Source organism: Bacteroides hominis (assembly GCF_033042785.2).
Classification (GTDB): domain Bacteria; phylum Bacteroidota; class Bacteroidia; order Bacteroidales; family Bacteroidaceae; genus Bacteroides; species Bacteroides hominis.
On the sequence record NZ_CP178829.1, the window covers coordinates 3194092 to 3214404 of the forward strand.

At 42.3% G+C, this 20313-nt stretch carries 16 protein-coding genes; 6 read left to right on the forward strand and 10 right to left on the reverse strand.

From position 1 onward, the window contains the following. Positions 1–55 precede the first annotated feature (55 nt). Positions 56–1141 carry a non-hydrolyzing UDP-N-acetylglucosamine 2-epimerase gene (gene wecB, locus R3O62_RS13350; protein ID WP_005776693.1) on the reverse strand — a complete coding sequence of 362 codons (1086 nt, stop codon included), beginning with the start codon at positions 1139–1141 and terminating at the stop codon, positions 56–58. 84 nt (positions 1142–1225) lie between these two features. Between wecB and R3O62_RS13355 the strand changes: the two genes are divergently transcribed. Next, on the forward strand, positions 1226–1852 hold the full coding sequence (locus tag R3O62_RS13355) for a trimeric intracellular cation channel family protein (RefSeq protein WP_005776695.1): 627 nt from the start codon (positions 1226–1228) through the stop codon (positions 1850–1852). A gap of 13 nt (positions 1853–1865) precedes the next feature. On the opposite strand, the gene R3O62_RS13360 is transcribed toward R3O62_RS13355, so the two are convergent. The 3 genes from R3O62_RS13360 to R3O62_RS13370 form a co-directional block, all read right to left on the reverse strand. Continuing rightward, positions 1866–2360, reverse strand: coding sequence for a DUF4251 domain-containing protein (locus R3O62_RS13360; protein WP_005776696.1), 495 nt, complete (start codon positions 2358–2360; stop codon positions 1866–1868). Positions 2361–2625: 265 nt separating this feature from the next. Beyond that, the gene (locus R3O62_RS13365) at positions 2626–3594 is read right to left on the reverse strand and encodes a M48 family metallopeptidase (protein ID WP_032531373.1); all 969 of its coding nucleotides are present in this window, start codon (positions 3592–3594) and stop codon (positions 2626–2628) included. Positions 3595–3615: 21 nt separating this feature from the next. Next, positions 3616–4176, reverse strand: a complete 561-nt coding sequence (locus R3O62_RS13370) for a LemA family protein (protein ID WP_032531372.1) — start codon at positions 4174–4176, stop codon at positions 3616–3618. A gap of 290 nt (positions 4177–4466) precedes the next feature. Between R3O62_RS13370 and R3O62_RS13375 the strand changes: the two genes are divergently transcribed. From R3O62_RS13375 to R3O62_RS13390, 4 genes are all read left to right on the forward strand, one after another. Beyond that, a complete protein-coding gene (locus R3O62_RS13375) occupies positions 4467–4970 on the forward strand; it encodes an RNA polymerase sigma factor (protein WP_005776700.1) in 504 nt (167 codons plus the stop codon). Between the two features lie 251 nt (positions 4971–5221). Beyond that, a complete protein-coding gene (locus R3O62_RS13380; protein WP_005808770.1) occupies positions 5222–6997 on the forward strand; it encodes an oxaloacetate decarboxylase in 1776 nt (591 codons plus the stop codon). A gap of 769 nt (positions 6998–7766) precedes the next feature. Continuing rightward, positions 7767–11144, forward strand: coding sequence for a SusC/RagA family TonB-linked outer membrane protein (locus R3O62_RS13385; protein ID WP_022012210.1), 3378 nt, complete (start codon positions 7767–7769; stop codon positions 11142–11144). 21 nt (positions 11145–11165) lie between these two features. Continuing rightward, positions 11166–13055: a SusD/RagB family nutrient-binding outer membrane lipoprotein gene (locus tag R3O62_RS13390; protein WP_186993258.1), complete on the forward strand. Its 1890-nt coding sequence runs from the start codon at positions 11166–11168 to the stop codon at positions 13053–13055. 176 nt (positions 13056–13231) lie between these two features. Here R3O62_RS13390 and mtgA read toward each other — a convergent pair whose 3' ends face one another. The 3 genes from mtgA to R3O62_RS13405 all read right to left on the reverse strand — a co-directional run bounded on the left by mtgA (position 13232) and on the right by R3O62_RS13405 (position 16279). After that, entirely contained in the window at positions 13232–13978 is a 747-nt protein-coding gene (mtgA, locus tag R3O62_RS13395) for a monofunctional biosynthetic peptidoglycan transglycosylase (protein ID WP_005776707.1), read from the reverse strand. A 128-nt stretch (positions 13979–14106) separates the two neighbouring features. Beyond that, positions 14107–14781 (reverse strand): OmpA family protein, encoded by a 675-nt coding sequence (locus R3O62_RS13400; protein ID WP_005776708.1) that lies wholly within the window; start codon positions 14779–14781, stop codon positions 14107–14109. A 154-nt stretch (positions 14782–14935) separates the two neighbouring features. Further along, positions 14936–16279, reverse strand: a complete 1344-nt coding sequence (locus R3O62_RS13405) for an MATE family efflux transporter (protein WP_005776709.1) — start codon at positions 16277–16279, stop codon at positions 14936–14938. 98 nt (positions 16280–16377) lie between these two features. Here R3O62_RS13405 and R3O62_RS13410 point away from each other — a divergent pair, with 98 nt between their 5' ends. Then, positions 16378–17277: a DMT family transporter gene (locus R3O62_RS13410; RefSeq protein ID WP_005776710.1), complete on the forward strand. Its 900-nt coding sequence runs from the start codon at positions 16378–16380 to the stop codon at positions 17275–17277. 13 nt (positions 17278–17290) lie between these two features. Here the strand turns inward: R3O62_RS13410 and R3O62_RS13415 are convergent, their stop codons facing one another. From R3O62_RS13415 to R3O62_RS13425, 3 genes are read right to left on the reverse strand one after another with little or no spacing between them, the layout of a single operon-like run. Further along, entirely contained in the window at positions 17291–18850 is a 1560-nt protein-coding gene (locus R3O62_RS13415) for a carboxypeptidase-like regulatory domain-containing protein (protein WP_269109672.1), read from the reverse strand. Between the two features lie 26 nt (positions 18851–18876). Continuing rightward, a complete protein-coding gene (locus R3O62_RS13420) occupies positions 18877–19722 on the reverse strand; it encodes a FecR family protein (RefSeq protein ID WP_022012207.1) in 846 nt (281 codons plus the stop codon). Further along, positions 19719–20270, reverse strand: coding sequence for an RNA polymerase sigma-70 factor (locus R3O62_RS13425; RefSeq protein WP_005808756.1), 552 nt, complete (start codon positions 20268–20270; stop codon positions 19719–19721). The genes R3O62_RS13420 and R3O62_RS13425 overlap by 4 nt, the downstream gene beginning before the upstream one ends. Positions 20271–20313 lie beyond the last annotated feature (43 nt).

The window sequence follows — 20313 nt, forward strand, 5'->3', positions numbered from 1 at the left end:
CTATATAACCTTTTTTGTGTATCTTTTGAGTCCTGTAAGGAGGGGGAATCCGGCATTATTCCCCCAATAATATTTGTACAATTCGTTCTGCGGTCCGTCCGTCCCAGCGTTCGGGCAGGGTGCCTTGTTTCCATTCTCCGTTCATCAGTTTATCCATACTGGCAGCCAATGCTGCCGGATCTTCACCAACCAGTTCGTTGGTGCCTGTGCGCCAGGTTTCCGGATGCTCGGCATAGGTGTTGAGGGTGATGCAGGGAATTCCCAGGAAGGTCGCTTCTTCCGCCACATTGCCTGAATCTGTTATAATGGCTTTTGCCTGGTTCATCAGATACCCGAAAGAGAGATAGCTTTGTGTGGGCATGATGTGCAGGTTAGGAGCTGTGATATCGAGAGTTTTGATCGCATTGCGTACATAAGTGTGCAGTGGTGCCACAATCGGCATGCCGTTTGCCTTTTCAAGTAAGGTCTCTATCAATTTCCGCAGATTTTCTTTGTTGTTCAGCAGCACATGGCGGTTGAGGGTCAGCAGGATGTACTCATGCTCTTTCAGTCCCAGGACAGAGAACCATATTGGCTTTATCAGGCGGTTGCGGTTATACCGTATTGTATCGATCAGGATGTTGCCTACATAGTAGACTGTTTCATTTTCTGTTCCTGTCTGATTCAGGTTGCGATTGGCCACCATGCCGGCTGTGAACAGATAGTCGGAAAGTCCGTCTGTTATCATACGATTGACTTCTTTGGGCATGGACATATCGAACGAACGGGTGCCGGCTACGAGATGTGCCACTTTTATATTTTGTTTTTTGGCTACGATCGCACAACTCATAGTTGCAGTGAGGTCATCGACTACCAGAACTACGTGCGTAGGGTTTTCCGTCAGTTCACGTTCGAAGGCGATCATTATTCCCGCAGTAAGTTCTGTAGGGTTATTGCCGTTTACACCCAGATAGGCATCGGGAGCTTTCATATGCAGATCTGCAAATAAGGATGCATCCAGACTGGTGTCATTCTCTATCCCTGTGTAAACCAGGCGATAAGAAATGCGTTTACCTTGTGCCTTAGCGGCATCGATAGCCCGGGTGATAGGGGCGATTTTCATAAAGTTAGGGCGAGCCCCGGCAACAATCGTTATCTTCATCTTCGTATTCTTACAATTTTCAAGGAACAAATGTACACTTTCTTGCGGAATTATTTGTTTCTTTGCACACAAAAAACTTGATATATGCCAACAATCTTTCAGATTCCGACCTTTATCCAGATTCTGGAGTTTATCGGGACATTTGCTTTTGCCATTAGTGGCATTCGTCTTGCATCTGCCAAACAGTTTGACTGGTTTGGTGCTTATGTAGCCGGTGTGGCTGTTGCCATTGGCGGTGGTACTATACGTGACGTATTGCTGGACGTTACTCCGTTCTGGATGACGAATCCCATTTATCTTATCTGTTCGGCGCTGGCCCTTCTGTGGGTTATCTTTTTCCGGAAGCATCTGATTCATATGCACAACACGTTTTTTATCTTCGATAGCATTGGGCTTGCATTATTTACGGTAGTTGGTATCAGCAAAACGATCGATTTGGGCTATGCCTTTTGGGTGGCCATCATTATGGGCACAATGACCGGAGCGGCCGGTGGCGTAATCCGCGATGTGTTTATCAACGAGATTCCGTTGATTTTCCGTAAAGAGATTTATGCCATGGCATGCGTTATTGGCGGAGTCATTTATTGGGGACTCGACCGTCTGGGTGTTGATGCTGCTTTAACACAGGTCATCAGTGGCTGTTGCATTTTTGTGGTACGCGCATTGGCTGTGAAATATCAGATCTGTTTGCCTATCCTGAAAGGGGAGTAGACTTATACTAATTTTAGTCCGGCAGTATCAGATCACCGGAGAAGCTGATTGATTCACGATTCTGCATATCGACATCTATGCTGGACGAACCATTAGAATAGATAGTGATTCTAAACTTGAACTGATCTTCGGAGTTTCTGGCGGTGAAGTTTATCTTTGCTGCTCCGCGTTTGCCCATGACCATATTATATTTGTCAATCGGAGCCTTGAACATCAGTCCTTGCCCTCCTCCATAGGGAATAGAATAAGCACGCCCGAAATAGGGTAGTTGTGAAAAGACCGAATCGTTTCGAACTACCACAGAATAAACTGAGGTCAGTGGAATCATATGCCCTCGGCGTGGGTATGCTGTAGATACGTCAATCCGGTAGTTTTCCGATTCGATTAGCTCTTTTACTGTTTGTTCTTTTTGCTCTTTCTTTTCTTTCCGGCTTTGGGCCTGAAGCGGGCAAACTCCTGTTCCGATGATGAGCAACATCAGAAGGATGATACATTTGCTTGTTTTCATATCAATGATTGTTTTTCGGATGTTTACATAAAGATAACGGTCGGAAGAGATAAAATGTATAAAGCAGACAAATGATTTAATATTATTTCGTGTTTACCGGATAGGATTTCACAAAGAATAAAAAAGGAGGGCATGTCAAAACTTACCACAGATTGCACTGATTAACACAGAATGAATTTTAAATCGTCGTTTACATAATGCTTAATCTGTATAACCTGTGGCGAAGAAGACTTTTGGGTCTATATGGGGGTGGAGGATATTTCTGTTAGAACTGTTCCAGAATGGCAATTCGTTTTTCGATTGGCGGATGGGTGGCGAAGAGCCCGCTTAGCCCGCTCAATGCGCTTTTAGCCTGTTTGCCAGGATGTTGTATGAATAACTGCGCTACATCTTCGCGCTCCACAGCTTCTATATCGGGATCTGCAGATATCTTTCTTAAAGCACTGGCCAGAGCCAATGGGTTCTTTGTCATTTCTGCTGCTCCTGCATCGGCCATGTATTCACGTTTGCGGGAGATGGCAAAGCGCATCAGCGTGGCAAAGAAATAGCCGATGGCGGCTACAATCATGGCTAAAACCAAGATGAGGATGGCACCATTGTTTTTATCATTCCGGCTGCGTGTCCACGAAGAGTAATAAACGGAGCGCAGTGCTATTTGTGCCAACATCGAAAAGATGCCTACGAATACAATGGAGATAATCAGCAGTCGGACATCGTGATTACGGATATGTGTCAACTCGTGTGCAATGACCCCTTCGAGTTCTTCGTCATTGAGTTTCTCGATGATTCCTTTTGATAAGGTGACCGTATAAGTACGTTCGTTAATTCCGCTGGCATACGCATTGAGTGAATTGTCATCGATTATGTTGATTTTAGGCATTTTCATCCCTTGCGACATACAGAGATTCTCCACTAAATTGTAGATGCGTTTATTTTCTTTACGTTCCAATGGTCGTGCCCCTGTAGCTGCTTTGATAATACTGGAATTGGCAAAGTAGGCAATAATAAACCAGACCAGAACGCCTCCTATAATATAAGGAATCAGGTTAATAAACATTTGATTGGTCATTGCCAATGTGTCGTATTGCCCGTAATCATCTGTCACGGTAAAAGTGATGAGCAGGTAGCTGAACAAATAAGTCAGTACTGCCACCAGGCAAGGGAAAAGGAACAGTAAGATGCCGGAACGTAGGTTATTCCGGCTCTGTTGTGTCTGTATTCCGACGTATTGCATGTGTATATACTTTCCTGGGGATTAGAATTTGATTTTCGGGGCTTCTTCCAGATTGGCACGTTGTTCAGTACCCAAATCGAACATCATTTCTTTATGAAAGCCGAACATGTTGGCTATCAAGTTAGAAGGGAATGTCTGTACTGCATTGTTCAGTTCTTTGGTAGCTGAGTTAAAGTAGCGGCGTACGGCAGCCAGTTTATTTTCTACGTCCGAAATCTCTTCCTGCAACTGGAGGAAGTCTTGGTTAGCCTTTAAATCGGGGTAAGCTTCCAAGGTGATTTTCAATCCCGCGAGGGCGGAACTAAGTTGATTCTCTGCTGTAATCTTTTCATCGATTGTTCGGGCACTGACAGCTCCGTTGCGAGCCTGAATGACGCGTTCAAGTGTATCCTTTTCGTGAGATGCATATCCTTTTACTGTATCTACCAATTGCGGGATAAGGTCGTGACGTTGCTTTAACTGTACATCGATGTCGGCAAATGCATTTTCACGGTTGTTTCTCAGTTTTACCAGCGAGTTGTACATGGAAGCAATGAGAATGGCGAGGATGACTACAATCCCCAAAATGATAAGTAAGTTCATAATTCTTTTGATTCTTAACGTTGTTAAACTTGATCCAAAGGTATGTGATTCAGTCTCTATTTACAAAAAGCGCATAATAAAAAACATTAATTATCAAACAAACCTCTCGAAGTGTATTGAATCCTTCCTGAAATAACACCCAAAAACTGTCAAATAGCACCCAAAAACTATCATTTGATAGTTTTTACCCCAAAGATTGGTGAAATTTACCCTACTGAAATCTAAAATAAGCCTTAAACTTGCATCATCGAGAAAGAAACGAAATATTAACCGCTTAAAAACCGCAACGTATGAAAAGTTTAAGTTTTAGAAAAGACCTGATAGGAGTACAAGAAGAGTTACTCCGTTTTGCTTATAAACTCACAGCCAATCGCGAAGAAGCCAATGACCTGTTACAAGAAACTTCATTGAAAGCATTAGATAATGAAGATAAATTTATGCCGGATACTAATTTTAAAGGCTGGATGTATACAATCATGCGCAACATCTTTATTAATAATTACCGCAAAGTTGTGCGTGACCAAACTTATGTAGACCAAACCGACAACCTCTTCCATCTGAATCTCCCGCAAGACTCCGGATTTGAAAGTACCGAAGGAGCCTATGACTTGAAAGAAATGCACCGTGTAGTAAATGCGTTGCCTAAAGAATATAAAGTACCGTTTTCAATGCATGTTTCCGGATTTAAATATCGTGAAATAGCTGAAAAATTAGAATTGCCACTCGGTACGGTTAAGAGCCGGATCTTTTTTACCCGGCAGAGACTGCAACAGGAATTGAAGGACTTCGTTTAATTAAGGTGATACTGATTATAATTAGAAAGATTGATTTTTAGATACTGATTTAGTGTAGATTTTTAGTTGTGCAAAAGAAGGAGTAAGCGAGGGAACCCCTCCTTGCTCCTTTGTTTTTGTGACAATATGATATATAACATATCTTTTATGGAAACTTTTTAAGGTTGATTTTTGTCTTTATGTCAGATATCTCAGTATATTTGTAATGACAAGTTAACCTATGAATGTGAAATCACTTATAACTTACGGCAATGAAAAAGGAAATTAAATTCAGTCTCGTATATCGGGACATGTGGCAGTCGTCCGGTAAATACCAACCCCGTGTCGACCAGTTAGTACGAATTGCACCTTTGATTATTGAAATGGGATGTTTTGCCCGTGTGGAAACCAATGGAGGAGCTTTTGAGCAAGTCAACCTGCTCTATGGTGAAAATCCTAACAAAGCAGTACGGGCTTTTACCAAACCCTTCAATGATGCCGGAATACAAACCCATATGCTCGACAGGGGACTAAATGGTTTGCGGATGTATCCCGTTCCTGCCGATGTCCGTCGGTTGATGTATAAAGTCAAGCATGCTCAAGGGGTAGATATAACCCGTATTTTTTGTGGATTGAATGAAGTGAGGAATATTATTCCTTCTATACACTATGCGCTTGAGGGGGGAATGATTCCACAAGCGACTTTGTGTATTACCTTCTCGCCGGTACATACGGTGGAGTATTACACAGCCATTGCCGACAAACTGATTGAGGCCGGTGCTCCTGAAATCTGCCTGAAAGATATGGCGGGAGTAGGACGTCCTGTCATGTTAGGGCGATTGACGAAAGCTATAAAAGAGCGTCATCCTGAAGTCTTGATTCAATATCACGGGCATAGTGGTCCCGGATTATCAATGGCTTCCATTCTTGAAGTTTGCGAGAATGGTGCTGATATTATTGACGTAGCCATGGAACCCATATCCTGGGGTAAAGTTCATCCGGATGTGATCTCCGTACAGGCCATGTTGAAAGATGCCGGTTTCCGTGTTCCTGAGATCAACATGAAAGCATATATGAAAGCACGTGCCATGACACAGGAATTCATTGATGATTTCCTCGGCTATTTCATGGATCCGACCAACAAGCATATGTCTTCATTATTGTTGAAATGTGGTTTACCGGGTGGGATGATGGGGTCTATGATGGCCGATCTGAAAGGAGTACATGCCGGTATCAATATGATACTTCGGAATAATAATCAACCTGAGCTCAGCATTGACGATCTGCTTGTGATGCTGTTCGACGAAGTAGAATATGTGTGGCCCAAGTTGGGCTATCCTCCGTTGGTGACTCCATTTAGCCAGTACGTGAAGAACGTGGCATTGATGAACGTAATGGCACATGTGAAGGGTGAGGAGCGTTGGAGTATGATAGATAATAATACCTGGGGGATGATTCTGGGGAAAAGCGGACGTTTGCCCGGACCTTTGGATCCCGAAATTATAGCTTTGGCAAAAGAAAAAGGATATGAATTTACGGATGAAGATCCACAGAAGAATTACCCTGATCAGCTTGAAGAGTACCGGAAAGAAATGCTGGAGAACGGATGGGAATTCGGACCTGACGACGAAGAACTTTTTGAACTGGCTATGCATGACAGGCAATATCGTGACTATAAGTCGGGGGTAGCTAAAAAAAGGTTTGAAGAGGATTTGCAACGTGCCAAAGATGCGGCATTAGTCAAACAAGGTTTCTCTGAAGAAGACGTGAAGAGAATGAAGCGTGCCAAGGCGGAACCAATAACCGCGATGGAAAAAGGAAGAATCATTTGGGAAATTGATGTGGAGTCACCTTCTATGCCTCCGGAAGTAGGGCATAAGTATGAGCCGGATGATGTATTCTGTTATATTGCCACTCCGTGGCATACTTATGACAGGGTATTGGCCAACTTTAGCGGACGTATCATTGAGGTGTGTGCCAAACAGGGTGCTTTGGTCAATAAGGGAGATGCATTGGCTTATGTAGAAAGATGTGAAGAACCGGCATAACGTTTAAAAGTTGTATTGTTATAGAGTGGATAAGGACCGTTCCCGGTGTAAACCGGGGCGGTCCTTGTTTTTTTGCCCTTTCCTCAAGTTAGATGCCTATTTTCTGTAGGTTGTCTGGTCAATTAAAGAAAGTCTGATAGCTATATTTGACTGTCATATTTGCTATAATATTTGATTTCGGTTAGATATTACATTTGTAATATCCTGTTTGGGTAGAAATCTATTGATTGTTTTTCGTAGTTAGTAAATAAATATTGGTTTTATATTCAAAAAAGAAATAAGGAATCTTTTCTAAGCTTTTAAGTATGGATAGAACTTTTACTTGTAAATAGTGATCAAACCTTATGGCTGAAGTTAATCGGAGAAATGACATATACATCTCAAACCCATCTTGGGCGAGTAGAAAAACATATAAGCTAAGTTCTCTTAGAACTCAGTTCTTGGATACATTATAGGCACTTCTATAGGGATTCTGGTGGCTGTTAATTGCCGAAGGGGAAAAAGTAGAAATTAGTATTTAAAAATATTATAGTATATTTATTGTATTTTGATACTTTATATCTATATTTACTCCGCAAAATAAGATTGGCAACTCCTTATTTTAGAATATACAACTAAATCTCATTGACAAATGTAAAATTACGCTGCAATAAAGAGGTTAATATTGTATATAATTTACGTTTTTCAAGAATAACCAAGTTCTAAGAGAACTATAATCTTTATTATAACCTAAATTAACACATATTGTTTAACTAAAAAAGAAAAATGAATGAATAACTCGAAAATTATCAATGTGAGATTGATGAAGAAAATGTTCGTGCTTGTTCTGTCTTTTTTATCTGTTACTGCTTTTGCGCAGAATATAACAGTGAAAGGAATTGTAAAAGATGGAACCGGTGAACCGATTATCGGAGGGAGTGTACTTGTTAAAGGTTCATCAAATGGTACAGTGACAGATATTGATGGCAATTACACCTTATCTAATGTTCCTGTAGAAGGAGTCTTGGAATTTTCTTATATCGGTATGAAGAAACAGGATGTAAACGTAAAAGGTAAAACCGTTATTAATGTTGTGCTTCAAGAAGATACCCAGATATTGGACGAGGTTGTAGTGACAGCTTTAGGTTTGAAACGTGAACAGAAAGCTTTGGGATATGCAGTGACCGAGGTCAAAGGAGACGATTTAAAAGCTGCCAATACGATTTCTCCGGTGGCTGCTTTACAAGGAAAAGTGGCCGGTGTCGAGATTCGTCAGTCGGACGGAGGTATGTTCGGAGCTACAAAAATTCAGATTCGTGGCGCCTCTACCTTGAAAGGCAATAACCAGCCTATTTATGTCATTGATGGGGTTATCCTTGATAACTCGACTTCCGGAAATACAACAATGGACTGGGATGCCGGAAACAATAACGCAAATGATTATGGAAATGAATTGAAGAATTTAAATCCGGATGACTTTGAAACAGTTTCGGTACTGAAAGGTGCAGCTGCGACTGCACTTTATGGTTCGCGTGGTCTGAACGGAGCTGTAGTAATTACTACCAAATCGGGTAAAGGCTTTAAAGGTTTCGGAGTTTCCGTATCTCAAACATTTGGTATCGATCATGCTTACAGAACACCGGATATCCAGACTGAATATGGAGTAGGGGTAATGCCTGGTTGGAAAGACACGGACAACAATGGCTCTGTATGGGATCCTTTTCAGTTTAAACTTGATGATAAAGGAGACCGGACCTTGATTGGTGCGGGTAGTTACGGGTGGGGACCTAAATATGATGGTCAGCCGATCCGTAATTATGACGGTACTTGGACCAACTATTCACCTCATAAGGACAATATGCTGGACTTGTATCAATTGGGACTGAACTCCAATACGAATGTGGCTATTCGCGGTGGGAATGATAAAACATCATATTACACCTCTCTTTCTTATAAAAAAGCAAGATCTACCAGCGAAAAAAATACATTCGAACGTTATTCGTTTTTGTTGAAAGGTTCGCATAAGATCAGTGACCGGGTGGAGGTTTCGGCAGCTATGAGTTTTACTAATTCGAATCCGAAGAACTCTCCGAGAACGGTGGGAGAACGTTTCGTCAATCCGAACGGCACCATTATGACTCCGATGCTGGATGTGAATTATTTCCGTGATAAATATCTGGGTGAGCATGGTGGACTGGCATCTACAAGCTATGGTGATAAATATGGTTCTGTTCCTGGACGTGATCTGTTTTTCATGATTGACAAATACGATTATTCTCAGAAAGAGACCGTGGTTCGCCCCCAGATGGAAGTGAACGTACAGATTCTGGATTGGTTGAGATTTAAGGCCGATGCTAATATGAACTACTATTATACTAAATTTGAAGAAAAACAGTTGGGTAGTGGATATGCAAATGAAGGCGGTAAGTACACAATGGGGCAAACTACGAAAGAGCAAGCTACTTTTGGCGGAACATTTACTGTCAATAAGCAGATAAAAGATTTCAGTGTAGGTGGTTTTGCGCGGTACGAATACTATACGAGCCGTTCGGAGGCATACAAAGTATATACAGATGGTGGTATGGTAGTACCGGGACAGTGGTTTGTCGATAACTCAAAGAATCCTAAAAAGTCGGAAGCCAGCATCTCGAATACTAAGCGAATGATGTCTGCTGTTTTTGCCCTGAATCTGGGATGGAAAAATCAAGTTTATTTAGATATAACGGGGCGTAATGACTGGTCTTCTTCTTTGGTATATCAAAGCGGAATGGGTACTTATTCTTATTTCTACCCATCAGTATCCGGCTCATGGCTGCTTAATGAAACATTTGATTTGCCGCGTTGGATCACTTTTGCCAAAGTACGTGGGTCGTGGGCACAGGTCGGTAACGATACCGATCCCTATTATGTGAATTCGGTATATGGTTTTGGAACCAAAGAAATGTATGATGGCAATATCTATGTGAACACTCTGGATAAAACAATGAAGAGTCTGAAGTTGAAGCCGGAACGTAAGAATGCTTGGGAGATTGGTTTGGACTTGCGTTTGTTTGATAGCCGTTTGAATTTTGACGTTACCTATTATAAGGAAAATACGAGGGATCAGATTATGTCGATTGAAGTTCCTGCTATTTCGGGTGTCAACACTCAGTTGATAAATGCAGGTAATATCCAGAATAAAGGTATTGAGATTGCTGTAAACGCCACTCCATATAAAAACAAGGATTGGCAGTGGGATGTCGCAATGACTTATACAAAGAATAAAAATACTATTATTTCATTACATGAAAACGTAGCCGATTACATTGCGCTGAGCGGTTATGCTAATGATTACGATTACCATATCGGTTCGGTTGCCAGAGTAGGTGGTGACTACGGATTGTTGATGTCTGACATTCTCCCTGCCAAAAATGACAAAGGAGAAACACTGTTGGAATGGGACGACAGTTGGAGAGGGGCTTATGAAGCACGTAGCGGAAAAGTACAGGAAGTGGGTAAAATGACTCCTGACTTTTTAGGGTCCTTATCTACTACGCTGTCCTGGAAAAACCTTAGTTTGCATATTGCTACTGATATGCGTTTTGGCGGGTTGGTAGCTTCTTATTCCAACTTGTATGGCACACAGGCCGGATGGATCAAGAGTTCTTTGAAATGGCGTGACCCTGAACATGGTGGCTTGTCTTGGACCAGTCAGTATGGCGATAGCAAAGGTATCTCTTATGGTGATGGTGTTATCCCTGACGGAGTATTTAAGAACGGTACGTTCGCAACACTTGTAGACGGAACTAAAATGGATGTAAGTGGTATGTCCTATAAACAGCTGGTGGCAGAAGGAAAACTGGAACCCACACATGCCGGAACTTATCATGTGAATCGTGCGGCTTGGGGACAGAATACAATATTCGACACTTGGGTACATGAGTTGAATTACATTGCGTTGCGTGAGATCACATTGTCGTATCGCTTTCCGAAATCGGTGGCAAGTAAGTTTGGCGCTCAGGGATTGGGGTTGAGTTTCTCTGCACGCAATCTGGGATATCTGTATAATTCATTACCTAACCATCTGAATCCTGAGAGTGTCCGTGGTAATACGGCTTCTGAGTTCCGTATCCGTGGCTATGAACCTTATACGGCTAACTATATGATGACTGTTAATTTAGATTTCTAAACCTTTAATGTGATATTTAGTATGAAACGAATAATGAAAAAATATCTATATCTTGCAGCTATGACTGTTGTAGGTACAGGGTTCCTGATGTCGTCTTGTAAAGACGAGTTTGCCGGGCAGAATACCGATCCCTCTACAGTTTCTAAACCTAACGTACGCTATTTATTTACTCAATGTGCCATGAGTTTTCAACCGGCCGATTATCTTCAGTGGTTTGCCGGCTTCGATGCAATGTCTACCTGGGTGCAGGCAACTGCAGCGGGAGGTGGAAACTCCAGCAAGTTGAATGTGGTAACTCAAACCGGCTGTGGCTATCAGGTCAACGAAGTGCTTCGTTATACCAATGAAATAAAGTATCAGATCAGTCTGATGCCGGATGACGAGAAGGAAAAGTATGAATATATTGCTTATCTATGTAACCCGATGTTGGTATATCTGGGACTTGAAGACTCGGACATGTATGGTTCCCGTCAGTACTCAGAAGCAGAAATGGCTCGCTACGGTGGGACTCTGACTCCGAAATACGATACGCAGGAAGAATTGTTTGAGCTTTGGTTGAAACAGCTTGACGAAACGATTAACTATCTGAAAGAAAAAAATCCGCAGGACGTGCTTGGTGCTCAGGATTTTATTTATAAAGGAAAGCTTGACAAATGGGCCAAACTGGCTAATTCATTGAAGCTTAGAATTGCTGCCCGTCTGATTAATAAAGACAAGGCCCGTGCAATTGCCATTGTGAATGAAGCTGTCCAGAATCCGGCCGGTCTTATTTTATCCCTTGATGATGATTTTGTTTTCAATAAAGGTAAGAGAGATAACAACTGGAACAATGATATTTCCGTTGGTGCAGGGACCAAGCAGTTGATCGATTTTATGGTGAGCAATCGCGACCCACGTCTGTTCTATTTCTTCCAGAAGAATGATTATAACTCTAATGTAGTTCAAGGTTTCTTTGATCAGAAAAGAGCTTTACCATTTTATGTAGAGGCCAATGTGAATTATACGGTCGGTGCTGACGGAAAGAAACATTTTGAGAGCTGGAAGGCTCCCGGAGAGCCTTGGGTACGCTATTATGGGGTTCCTTGTCAGGTGGATATCAATAAAAAGGATGAATATAAAGATTATTTCGATCCCAACAACGAGTTGTTCTATTTGCTGAGCAAAGACGATGCGAAAAAGACCTATACTCCGATTGCTTACCGGAATACAGAAAATATTAAAGGTTTGCTTATTTACACGTTCCCCGATGTGCCCGATGTAGCTCCTGTACAGGATAAGGAAGAGTACGGATGGTATGGTTTGTATTTCTCTGCGGGTGAAACAAACCTTTTGTTGGCGGAGTTCAAATTGTTAGGAGCCAATCTGCCGATGACCGCACAACAGTATTTGAACGCAGGCGTGGAAATGTCTGTCCGCGGTTATGATTTTGTTGCCGGTAAGAATCATATTCCTTACTATGATAAAACCTATGCGAACGATGTACATGATAAAACAATCAGTCTGAAGGAAGGTATGATTGATGAAATGCTGTCACATGATGCTTACCACTTGACCGGTGATCTGAATAAAGATCTTGAGAAGGTTTATATTCAGCAATACATTCATTATCTGATGCTTCCGATGGATATGTTTGTTACTGCTCGCCGTTCGGGAGTACCGATGAAGAATAGTACCTTGTTACCATATCAGGACTTCGATCCGTTATTGGGCGACCAGTACGTAATTCCACGACGCTTCCCGGTAAGTAAACCTCTTGATTCTGATTTGCTCCGTGACATTACGATTGCAGCTTATCAAGCACAGGGATATACGTATGAGGGCGAAATGAGTAATTCGCCTGTAACGTTGAGCAAAGAACGTGTTTGGTATGATAAAGAGGCACCGGCTTTTGGTACGGGACCTCAACAGTAATTTCCTGTTTCACATAAATCTGAGGCTGCTTCTATTCACAGAGGCAGCCTTCTTTATTATTCTTATATTATTTTATTTTAAGGAGTTTCTTCTCCGTATACATGATCTGAGACTTTTGAGCTATTATTGAACAATGTTTCTGTGATCAAATTAATCGTCTTTTAATTTTAAAGTTGTTATTTTTTCTTTTTCTTATTTTGAGGGCTTTTCGTATCTTTTCCTTGCTCTTTTTTCTTATCGGCAGAAGGGAATTTCGGAACCAGATTCATCAGACGCAGAATTTGCCCCTGACGTCGTTTGATATAAGGTGAAGGGCGTGCCGAATCAAATCGTATTGGGTTGGGTAAAGTAGCTGCAATTAGGGCACATTGTCCCCTGGTGAGTTTGGCTGCTGTAGTTTTGAACTTATATTTAGCTGTTGCCTGTGCGCCATAAATGCCTTTACCCATTTCGATGGAGTTTAGGTAGACTTCCATAATCCGTTCTTTCGACCAGCATCTTTCGATCAGGAACGTAAAATATACTTCGAATCCTTTTCTTATCCATGAAGATTGAGGCCAAAGAAAAACGTTTTTTGCAGTTTGCTGGCTGATGGTACTGGCGCCCCGTTTCTTTTTCCGGGTTTCGTTTTCTTTCATCGCTTTCTTGATTTCTATCATATCGAATCCGTTGTGTGAAGCGAAGCGATTGTCTTCGGAAGCAATCACAGCCATTGGCAGGCTGGGAGAGATTTTATTAAATGGTACCCATGTATGTTTGCATATCACTTTTTCTCCGGAAGTGAGTTGCTGAACAGAACGGATAATCATTAACGGAGTGACATATACCGGTACGAATCGATAGAAAATGACTGCGCCGATCGAGGAGATAAAAAAGAAGAGGATCAGGTTACGCAGAATGCGAAAGGGTTTCCGGAGTTTCATTGTGTGTGATATTGTTGGTTCGGTATACGAATGTGCCAATGTACCGATTTTATATATCCTCCATCATTCAGGATTAATCAGTATATTGGCACATGGCATAAAACACCTATGGGTGCGTTATGAAATTATTATTTACCAGCCTCAGCGTTTTTAATCATTTGCTCACTGGCGTACATGAATATTTCTACACGACGGTTTTGTTCAGGTGTTTCAGCTTCGTTGTACTGCGAATAGCCTACACCTTCTACCTTTTTGAATTGATAAGGTTTAACACCACAAGACTGAAGGTAATTTTCTACTGCATATGCACGGTTGGAAGATACTTTTTGATTCGCTTCATAAGTACCTACTTTGTCTGTATGACCGATAATGGCTACGTCGACTGTTGGATCTTCTTTCAGAATATTGGCAAATTCAGCTAAAGATTGTTTGGATGCTGCGCTCAGTGCGGAAGAATTGAATGCAAAAAGTATTCCTGACGGGAAAGTTACTTTTACAGCAGCCAGTCCGTTGTTATCAGTAACCTGTTCCACTTGCGCATCTTTAATTTTTGCAGCTTCGGCAGCTTTTTTGTCCATTTTACGACCAATCAACACACCTGCTCCGGCACCTACGGCAGTACCTACTGCCGCACCTATGGCTGCACCTTTTCCTTTACCGGCAATACCACCGATGATAGCTCCCAAAGCAGCTCCCGAACCACCTCCGATGACACCGCCTTTAGCTGTATTGTTCATGCTTCCACAACTTCCGAAAACGAGGGCCATGCTCAGAAACAAAGCCATAAATTTAATCTTCTTCATAATTAAGCTCTTTTTATATAGTTAATAATTAAATGGATACCTCCATTTTATAAAAACATGGCAAATATACAGATTATTTGGTTAGCCTGTCATTTGCCTTGTAAAAAAAACAAGAAGGTATATACTTTTGTTGCCTGAGTTGAACAATTTCTTTTCAGACTACGGGGCGTGACAGTACTTTTCGTTTAATCAGAGCAAACCACCCTGCCAATATCAGTCCTTTAGCAACTGTAGTGACGCACACGGCCCACCAAATGCCTTCTACACCCATGCCCATACGGACAAACAGAATAGCGAGTGGAATACGCATATAGTTACATGTAATACTGATGATGGCAGGCGGAATTGTTCGTCCGATGCCATAGAATACTCCTTGTGTCGTGATTTCAAGCATCATGAAGAGCTGTGAATAGCCATCGATACGGAGAAAAATACCACCGGCCTCATAGGCAGCCTGCTCGGGGACAAAAAGTGCAAATACTTCGTTCCCGAAAAAGACGAATAGTAAGGTACAAAGGGTACCGAAAACCGAAGTCATCAACAAAGTCGTATGCCATGACTTTATTACGCGGTCCGTTCGTCCGGCTGCATAATTTTGGGCGATAAAAGCACTCAGGGCTGTGGAGAATCCCTGCGATGTATTCCAGGTAATGGCTTCTATTTGTCCTCCGGTCGTAAAAGTCATCAGTCCGATGTGCCCTCCTTGTTCGGATGCAGTACGGCAAAGGAACATGTTGACGAAAGCAAACAGAGTATTGAGAGTAGCTACCGGTAGCCCCAGTTTCAGGATGCGATGGGTGTATTTCTTTTTTAGCCGCGTGAAAAACGGGAACCGTTCCAACAAAGCATCTCTGCAACGTAATTGGTAGATGAAAATGCCGAATACTGCTGCCTGTGAAATCCAGGTAGCATAGGCCGCTCCGTTGGTACCCAATCCGAAACCGAAAATGAAAAGTGGGTCGAGGATAATATTAAGTAATAATCCGGTGCCACTGATATAGAATGGGATTTTGCTTCTTCCAGCCGCATTATAAATACCGGTGAAGGCCGCCGAAAGAAATATGAAAGGCAGTCCGGTAGAAATGATGCGCAGATAAGCAATTGCATTTTCGGTGATGTGTGCTTCCAGCTCGTAAATGCCGATGATGGGACGGGCGAATAGAAAGAGCAGTCCGCCCCAGCAGAGTGAAATAACAAGTGCAATGGTAATGTTGTGCGAAGCAAAACAACGGGCATCTTCGTAATTTTGTGCACCTATGGATTGTCCGACACTAACCTCAGAACCTACTTTATTCAATAGAGAAATGGAACCGGACATCCATGTAAGAATGCCTACTGAGCCTACGGCAGCGACGGCTTCACTTCCGAGGCGTCCTACCCAGGCCATATCTGTCAGGCTATATGCCATCTGGATAAAGGAGGTTGCCATAATGGGCATGGCCAGGTTGAACAGTTGTCTGTTGATAGGACCTTGAGTCAGATTCTTGATTCCTTGCATAATGGTATTTTTGTGGAAAATGAATGGCAAAGATACGATTTTCTTCCGTCTGCAATCCTTATCTTTGCGGAGAAAATTTTATAGCAAATCGGGCAAATATGAAAACAACTTTAAAAACGGCCGGATGGTATCACGTGATGGCGGCGGTGACGGTAATGATATGGGGAACTACGTTTGTTTCTACCAAGGTCCTGATAAAATATGGTCTGTCGCCTGTCGATATTCTGTTCTACCGTTTTTTATTGGCATATATCTGTATCTGGTTTTTCTCTCCCCGTGTGTTACGGGCCAAAAGTTGGCAGGACGAACTGCGGTTTGTGGGGCTTGGATTGTGTGGAGGCTCACTCTATTTTGTTGCCGAAAACACTGCGTTGGGGATGACGCTTGCTTCAAATGTATCACTCATTATCTGTACAACTCCTGTCTTAACAGCGCTGCTGGCTCCTTTCTTTTATAAAGGTGACAAATTGAAGGCCCGTTTGGTAGGTGGCTCTTTGATAGCACTCATTGGAGTGGGACTGGTTGTGTTCAATGGCAGTTTCATTCTGCAGCTTAGTCCGGTTGGCGATATTCTGACTCTGGCGGCAGCATTGATGTGGGCTTTCTATTGTTTACTTCTCAGGCGGATGAATACTCATTATCCAACGTTGTTCATAACACGGAAGGTTTTCTTTTATGGTCTGCTGACCCTTTTACCTCTCTTTTTTGTCTCTCCTTTGCAGATGGATACACATATTCTTTTCCAACCGGTCGTTGTTTTAAACCTGCTTTTTCTGGGAGTGATTGCTTCGATGCTGTGCTACATTATGTGGAATACGGCAGTGAAACAATTGGGAGTGGTTTGCACTACCAGTTATATTTACGTTGTTCCGCTTATTACCTTACTGACTTCTGCTATCGTGATTGACGAGACAATCACGATAGTTGCTCTATTGGGATCGGCATTGATTTTGAGTGGAGTCTATATTGCCGAACGAGGAGTAGGCAAGAAAAAGTAGATCTGTATGGTCTTCAGTTTTCGGTCTCTTCTATTTTTGAAGAAATTTTCTCGATGGCTTCACTTAACTTTTTTTCGGGAGGAATTATATTGAAATCCTCCCAAAAATCTTTGTCGTATACAAATGGAGTTTCTGCAAAAATGGTATGTGTAGCCAGTCGGTCACTGTAAGCGAAACGGCTGACATTGCCCGTTTCTATCTTACAAGTGACCATTTCAAACCAAGTATGCAGGTTTGTATTGCTGAGCCATTTGTTCCTTTGTTTTATCTTGAAGTGTAAGTCTCCACGGACATGGTGGATGTAATACGTTTGATTCCAGGGCTTATAAGATACCGTATAGACTACCTTTTGTGGAATGATCCGGATATTGCGGCTTCTTTTTTCTACCAGCATGTTGGCGGCTTTGTGTATATACCGGGGAATCAATTCGAATCGTGCGCGTAGCAAGGCACCATCTTCAGTATCGATATAGAGTTCTCCACAATAGTATGGGGTCTTGATGCCCGGATGTTGTTTGAAGTAGATCACGTTGGCAAGCCGGTTATCGATTACGGCAAGATCGCTGGAAGTATAAACGTATACACACTCTTTGGAGTCCGGAAGTAGGAAATTGGGCAGACTCTTGATTAGATCCAATTCGATACAGGCGTGGATACCCGATTTCATTTTAGCAATTAAAGTGTCTTTTACGGCTTGGTTGGTGATGCGTCGCATTTTCAGTAACTTCACCTGATCAGCCTTCTCCGGATCGTCCGAAGGAGCTTTGTATATCTTGAAGATTCCTTCTGTCAGACTGACAAACCGATTCTTTTGTTCGATTCCTTCTCTGTAAAAAGAAGTCAGGTAGACAGGATTTTGTGAGTAATTCTTTTTTCGCAAATTGAGCATTTCTCTCAACAGGCGTACCGGGTTGACAATACGTACAATAACCTCCTGCAAAGGAATTACTTTGGGTTCTAATGCAAAAGTACCGCTTCGTCCGGCAAGGAGGGAAGCGTCCGTCGTTTGTGGCACATAGCCCAGATGTGAAAAGTGAATCCGCCTGTTTTGGAGAGAGTCGGGCAGATTAAGTCTGAAACTTCCATTTTGATTGCTAACGCTGCCGATAGAGGTTCCCTGCACACTTACGGTAGCATAGGGAATCGGTTCTCTGGAAAGTTGGTCTATTAATATTCCCTCAAGGGTGAAAAAGAATGTGCTGTCTTTGTGCGAGCTTGCTTCCCGTTCAGTTGTTGCTATGGTTTCCGGTTGGTTGATAACAATGTGCTTATCCACAGAGCGGAGTTGAAGACTGTCGCTGCCGATGATGTCATAAATGGCCTGACGTACGGTTCGTTTTCCGCCTTTTAATTTTATCTTACGCTCATTGTCAATCAGTTTGCTGTCATAGATAAACAGATATCCTGTCTCTTCTGTTATTTTGGCCAAAGATTGATAGACTGTTGCTTCAGTTCTTGGAAGCCGGATGATGCGGTCGAAGATACCGGAGCCGTCTGCTTTCACCCGAACTGCCATAAACAATAGCAGACAAGTGAATAAATATTGCAGGGAGAGACTTTTCAAAGTTTTCATTTCTTTTTCTTCTTTAAGTTCCGGAGCTACTTAGTAAGAGTGATTACATTATGCTTACGTGTACACTTCAGGTTCAGTGCCATGCTAATTAATTCGGCCATTTTTTCAGGGGAGTCATCCGAAAAAGAAACTGTCAGCAAATGTTCGTCCAATTCCGGGGAACTCTCTAAATGGATCTCTGACTGGCGTAGATTAATGGCATGCAGGATATTGTCCAGCCGTTCGTCTTTAAAGCACATCTTTTGCATATAACGGGCAAACTGTTTGGAATCTTTGGTTGCAGTCAGGTGCCATTTATTCTGTAATAAAGTGGCAGTTTCTCCTGCTTTGACGTGTATTTCTTGTCCGTTCTGTTTTTGAGTGACTTTTACTTCGCCTCGCTGGACGGATAACTCAAATGGAGAATTACCACTGTTTTTTACATGGAAGGCTGTACCTATCACCTCAATCTGTACTTTTCCGGTTTCAATGAAGAAAGGACGTGCACGATTGCCCGCTACATCAAAAAGGGCATTCCCTTTTAGGCTTACCTCTCTTCTTTTTTCAGAAAAGTGTTTAGGATATTGCAATGAGGTTTGTCCGGAAAGATAGACTACAGAACCATCTTCAAGAGTGGTGACCAGTATGTTCTCTTCTTTATTGGCCTTGACCAGTAACTCACCGGTAGATGGTTGGCTGTCGGTTCGTAATGTTATGGGCAGATAGATACATAGGAATATGATTGCTGCAATCGATATTGTGCTGATCCATACAACCGGACGTATGGCGGAGCTGTGCCCCTCGGCAGGTAGCAGCCCATCTGTCTCCAGGCGATTATATAACTTGTTCCACGCCCGGTCTGTTTTGATCTTGTTTTTTTCTATTCGATTCATGATGTCTGAATATAGTTCTCAATTTCTTTTCGTAATGTTTGGAGTGCCCGGGTCATTTCTTTCTCCACAGTCTTCACCGATAGTGAGAGGAGGGAAGCTATCTCAGAGTACTTCTTTCCTTCTGTATGGTGCAGACGAAAGATCTGGAAACGGCGCTCCGGTAATTTTTTAAGGGTTTTGTCTATCAGCTGTTGCAGTTCTTTGTATTCAATCTGTTCCTGTGGATCGGCTGAAGCCACATTTTCCGGAATAGATAGAACCGCATCCTGATAGCGTTTTCTGACGTCTTGGTGTTCGCAGTACTGGATGGAACGGTTGCGTACAGACCGATAGAGATAACTCTTGATAGAATGAAAGATTTCAAGTTTTTCACGGTCTTTCCAGAGTACATAGAACAATTCTTCAACAATTTCTTCTGCTACGTCTGTTTCTCCCGTTATGCTGGCGGCGTACAGGCAAAGCGGAGTATAATATTGGCGGAATAATGTTTCAAACGCCTTTATATTTCCTTCTTTTATTTGAGTGAGTACGAATACGTCGTTCAGCATATCGGGGGTATTGGGAGTTAGAATTCGTCAAAGATACTAAAAA

What these genes read in the sequence shown, in the direction of transcription:
- wecB (WP_005776693.1), bottom strand. Translation starts at nt 1,141, where the DNA reads ATGAAGATAACGATTGTTGCCGGGGCTCGCCCTAACTTTATGAAAATC.
- R3O62_RS13355 (WP_005776695.1), top strand. Translation starts at nt 1,226, where the DNA reads ATGCCAACAATCTTTCAGATTCCGACCTTTATCCAGATTCTGGAGTTT.
- R3O62_RS13360 (WP_005776696.1), bottom strand. Translation starts at nt 2,360, where the DNA reads ATGAAAACAAGCAAATGTATCATCCTTCTGATGTTGCTCATCATCGGA.
- R3O62_RS13365 (WP_032531373.1), bottom strand. Translation starts at nt 3,594, where the DNA reads ATGCAATACGTCGGAATACAGACACAACAGAGCCGGAATAACCTACGT.
- R3O62_RS13370 (WP_032531372.1), bottom strand. Translation starts at nt 4,176, where the DNA reads ATGAACTTACTTATCATTTTGGGGATTGTAGTCATCCTCGCCATTCTC.
- R3O62_RS13375 (WP_005776700.1), top strand. Translation starts at nt 4,467, where the DNA reads ATGAAAAGTTTAAGTTTTAGAAAAGACCTGATAGGAGTACAAGAAGAG.
- R3O62_RS13380 (WP_005808770.1), top strand. Translation starts at nt 5,222, where the DNA reads ATGAAAAAGGAAATTAAATTCAGTCTCGTATATCGGGACATGTGGCAG.
- R3O62_RS13385 (WP_022012210.1), top strand. Translation starts at nt 7,767, where the DNA reads ATGAATAACTCGAAAATTATCAATGTGAGATTGATGAAGAAAATGTTC.
- R3O62_RS13390 (WP_186993258.1), top strand. Translation starts at nt 11,166, where the DNA reads ATGAAACGAATAATGAAAAAATATCTATATCTTGCAGCTATGACTGTT.
- mtgA (WP_005776707.1), bottom strand. Translation starts at nt 13,978, where the DNA reads ATGAAACTCCGGAAACCCTTTCGCATTCTGCGTAACCTGATCCTCTTC.
- R3O62_RS13400 (WP_005776708.1), bottom strand. Translation starts at nt 14,781, where the DNA reads ATGAAGAAGATTAAATTTATGGCTTTGTTTCTGAGCATGGCCCTCGTT.
- R3O62_RS13405 (WP_005776709.1), bottom strand. Translation starts at nt 16,279, where the DNA reads ATGCAAGGAATCAAGAATCTGACTCAAGGTCCTATCAACAGACAACTG.
- R3O62_RS13410 (WP_005776710.1), top strand. Translation starts at nt 16,378, where the DNA reads ATGAAAACAACTTTAAAAACGGCCGGATGGTATCACGTGATGGCGGCG.
- R3O62_RS13415 (WP_269109672.1), bottom strand. Translation starts at nt 18,850, where the DNA reads ATGAAAACTTTGAAAAGTCTCTCCCTGCAATATTTATTCACTTGTCTG.
- R3O62_RS13420 (WP_022012207.1), bottom strand. Translation starts at nt 19,722, where the DNA reads ATGAATCGAATAGAAAAAAACAAGATCAAAACAGACCGGGCGTGGAAC.
- R3O62_RS13425 (WP_005808756.1), bottom strand. Translation starts at nt 20,270, where the DNA reads ATGCTGAACGACGTATTCGTACTCACTCAAATAAAAGAAGGAAATATA.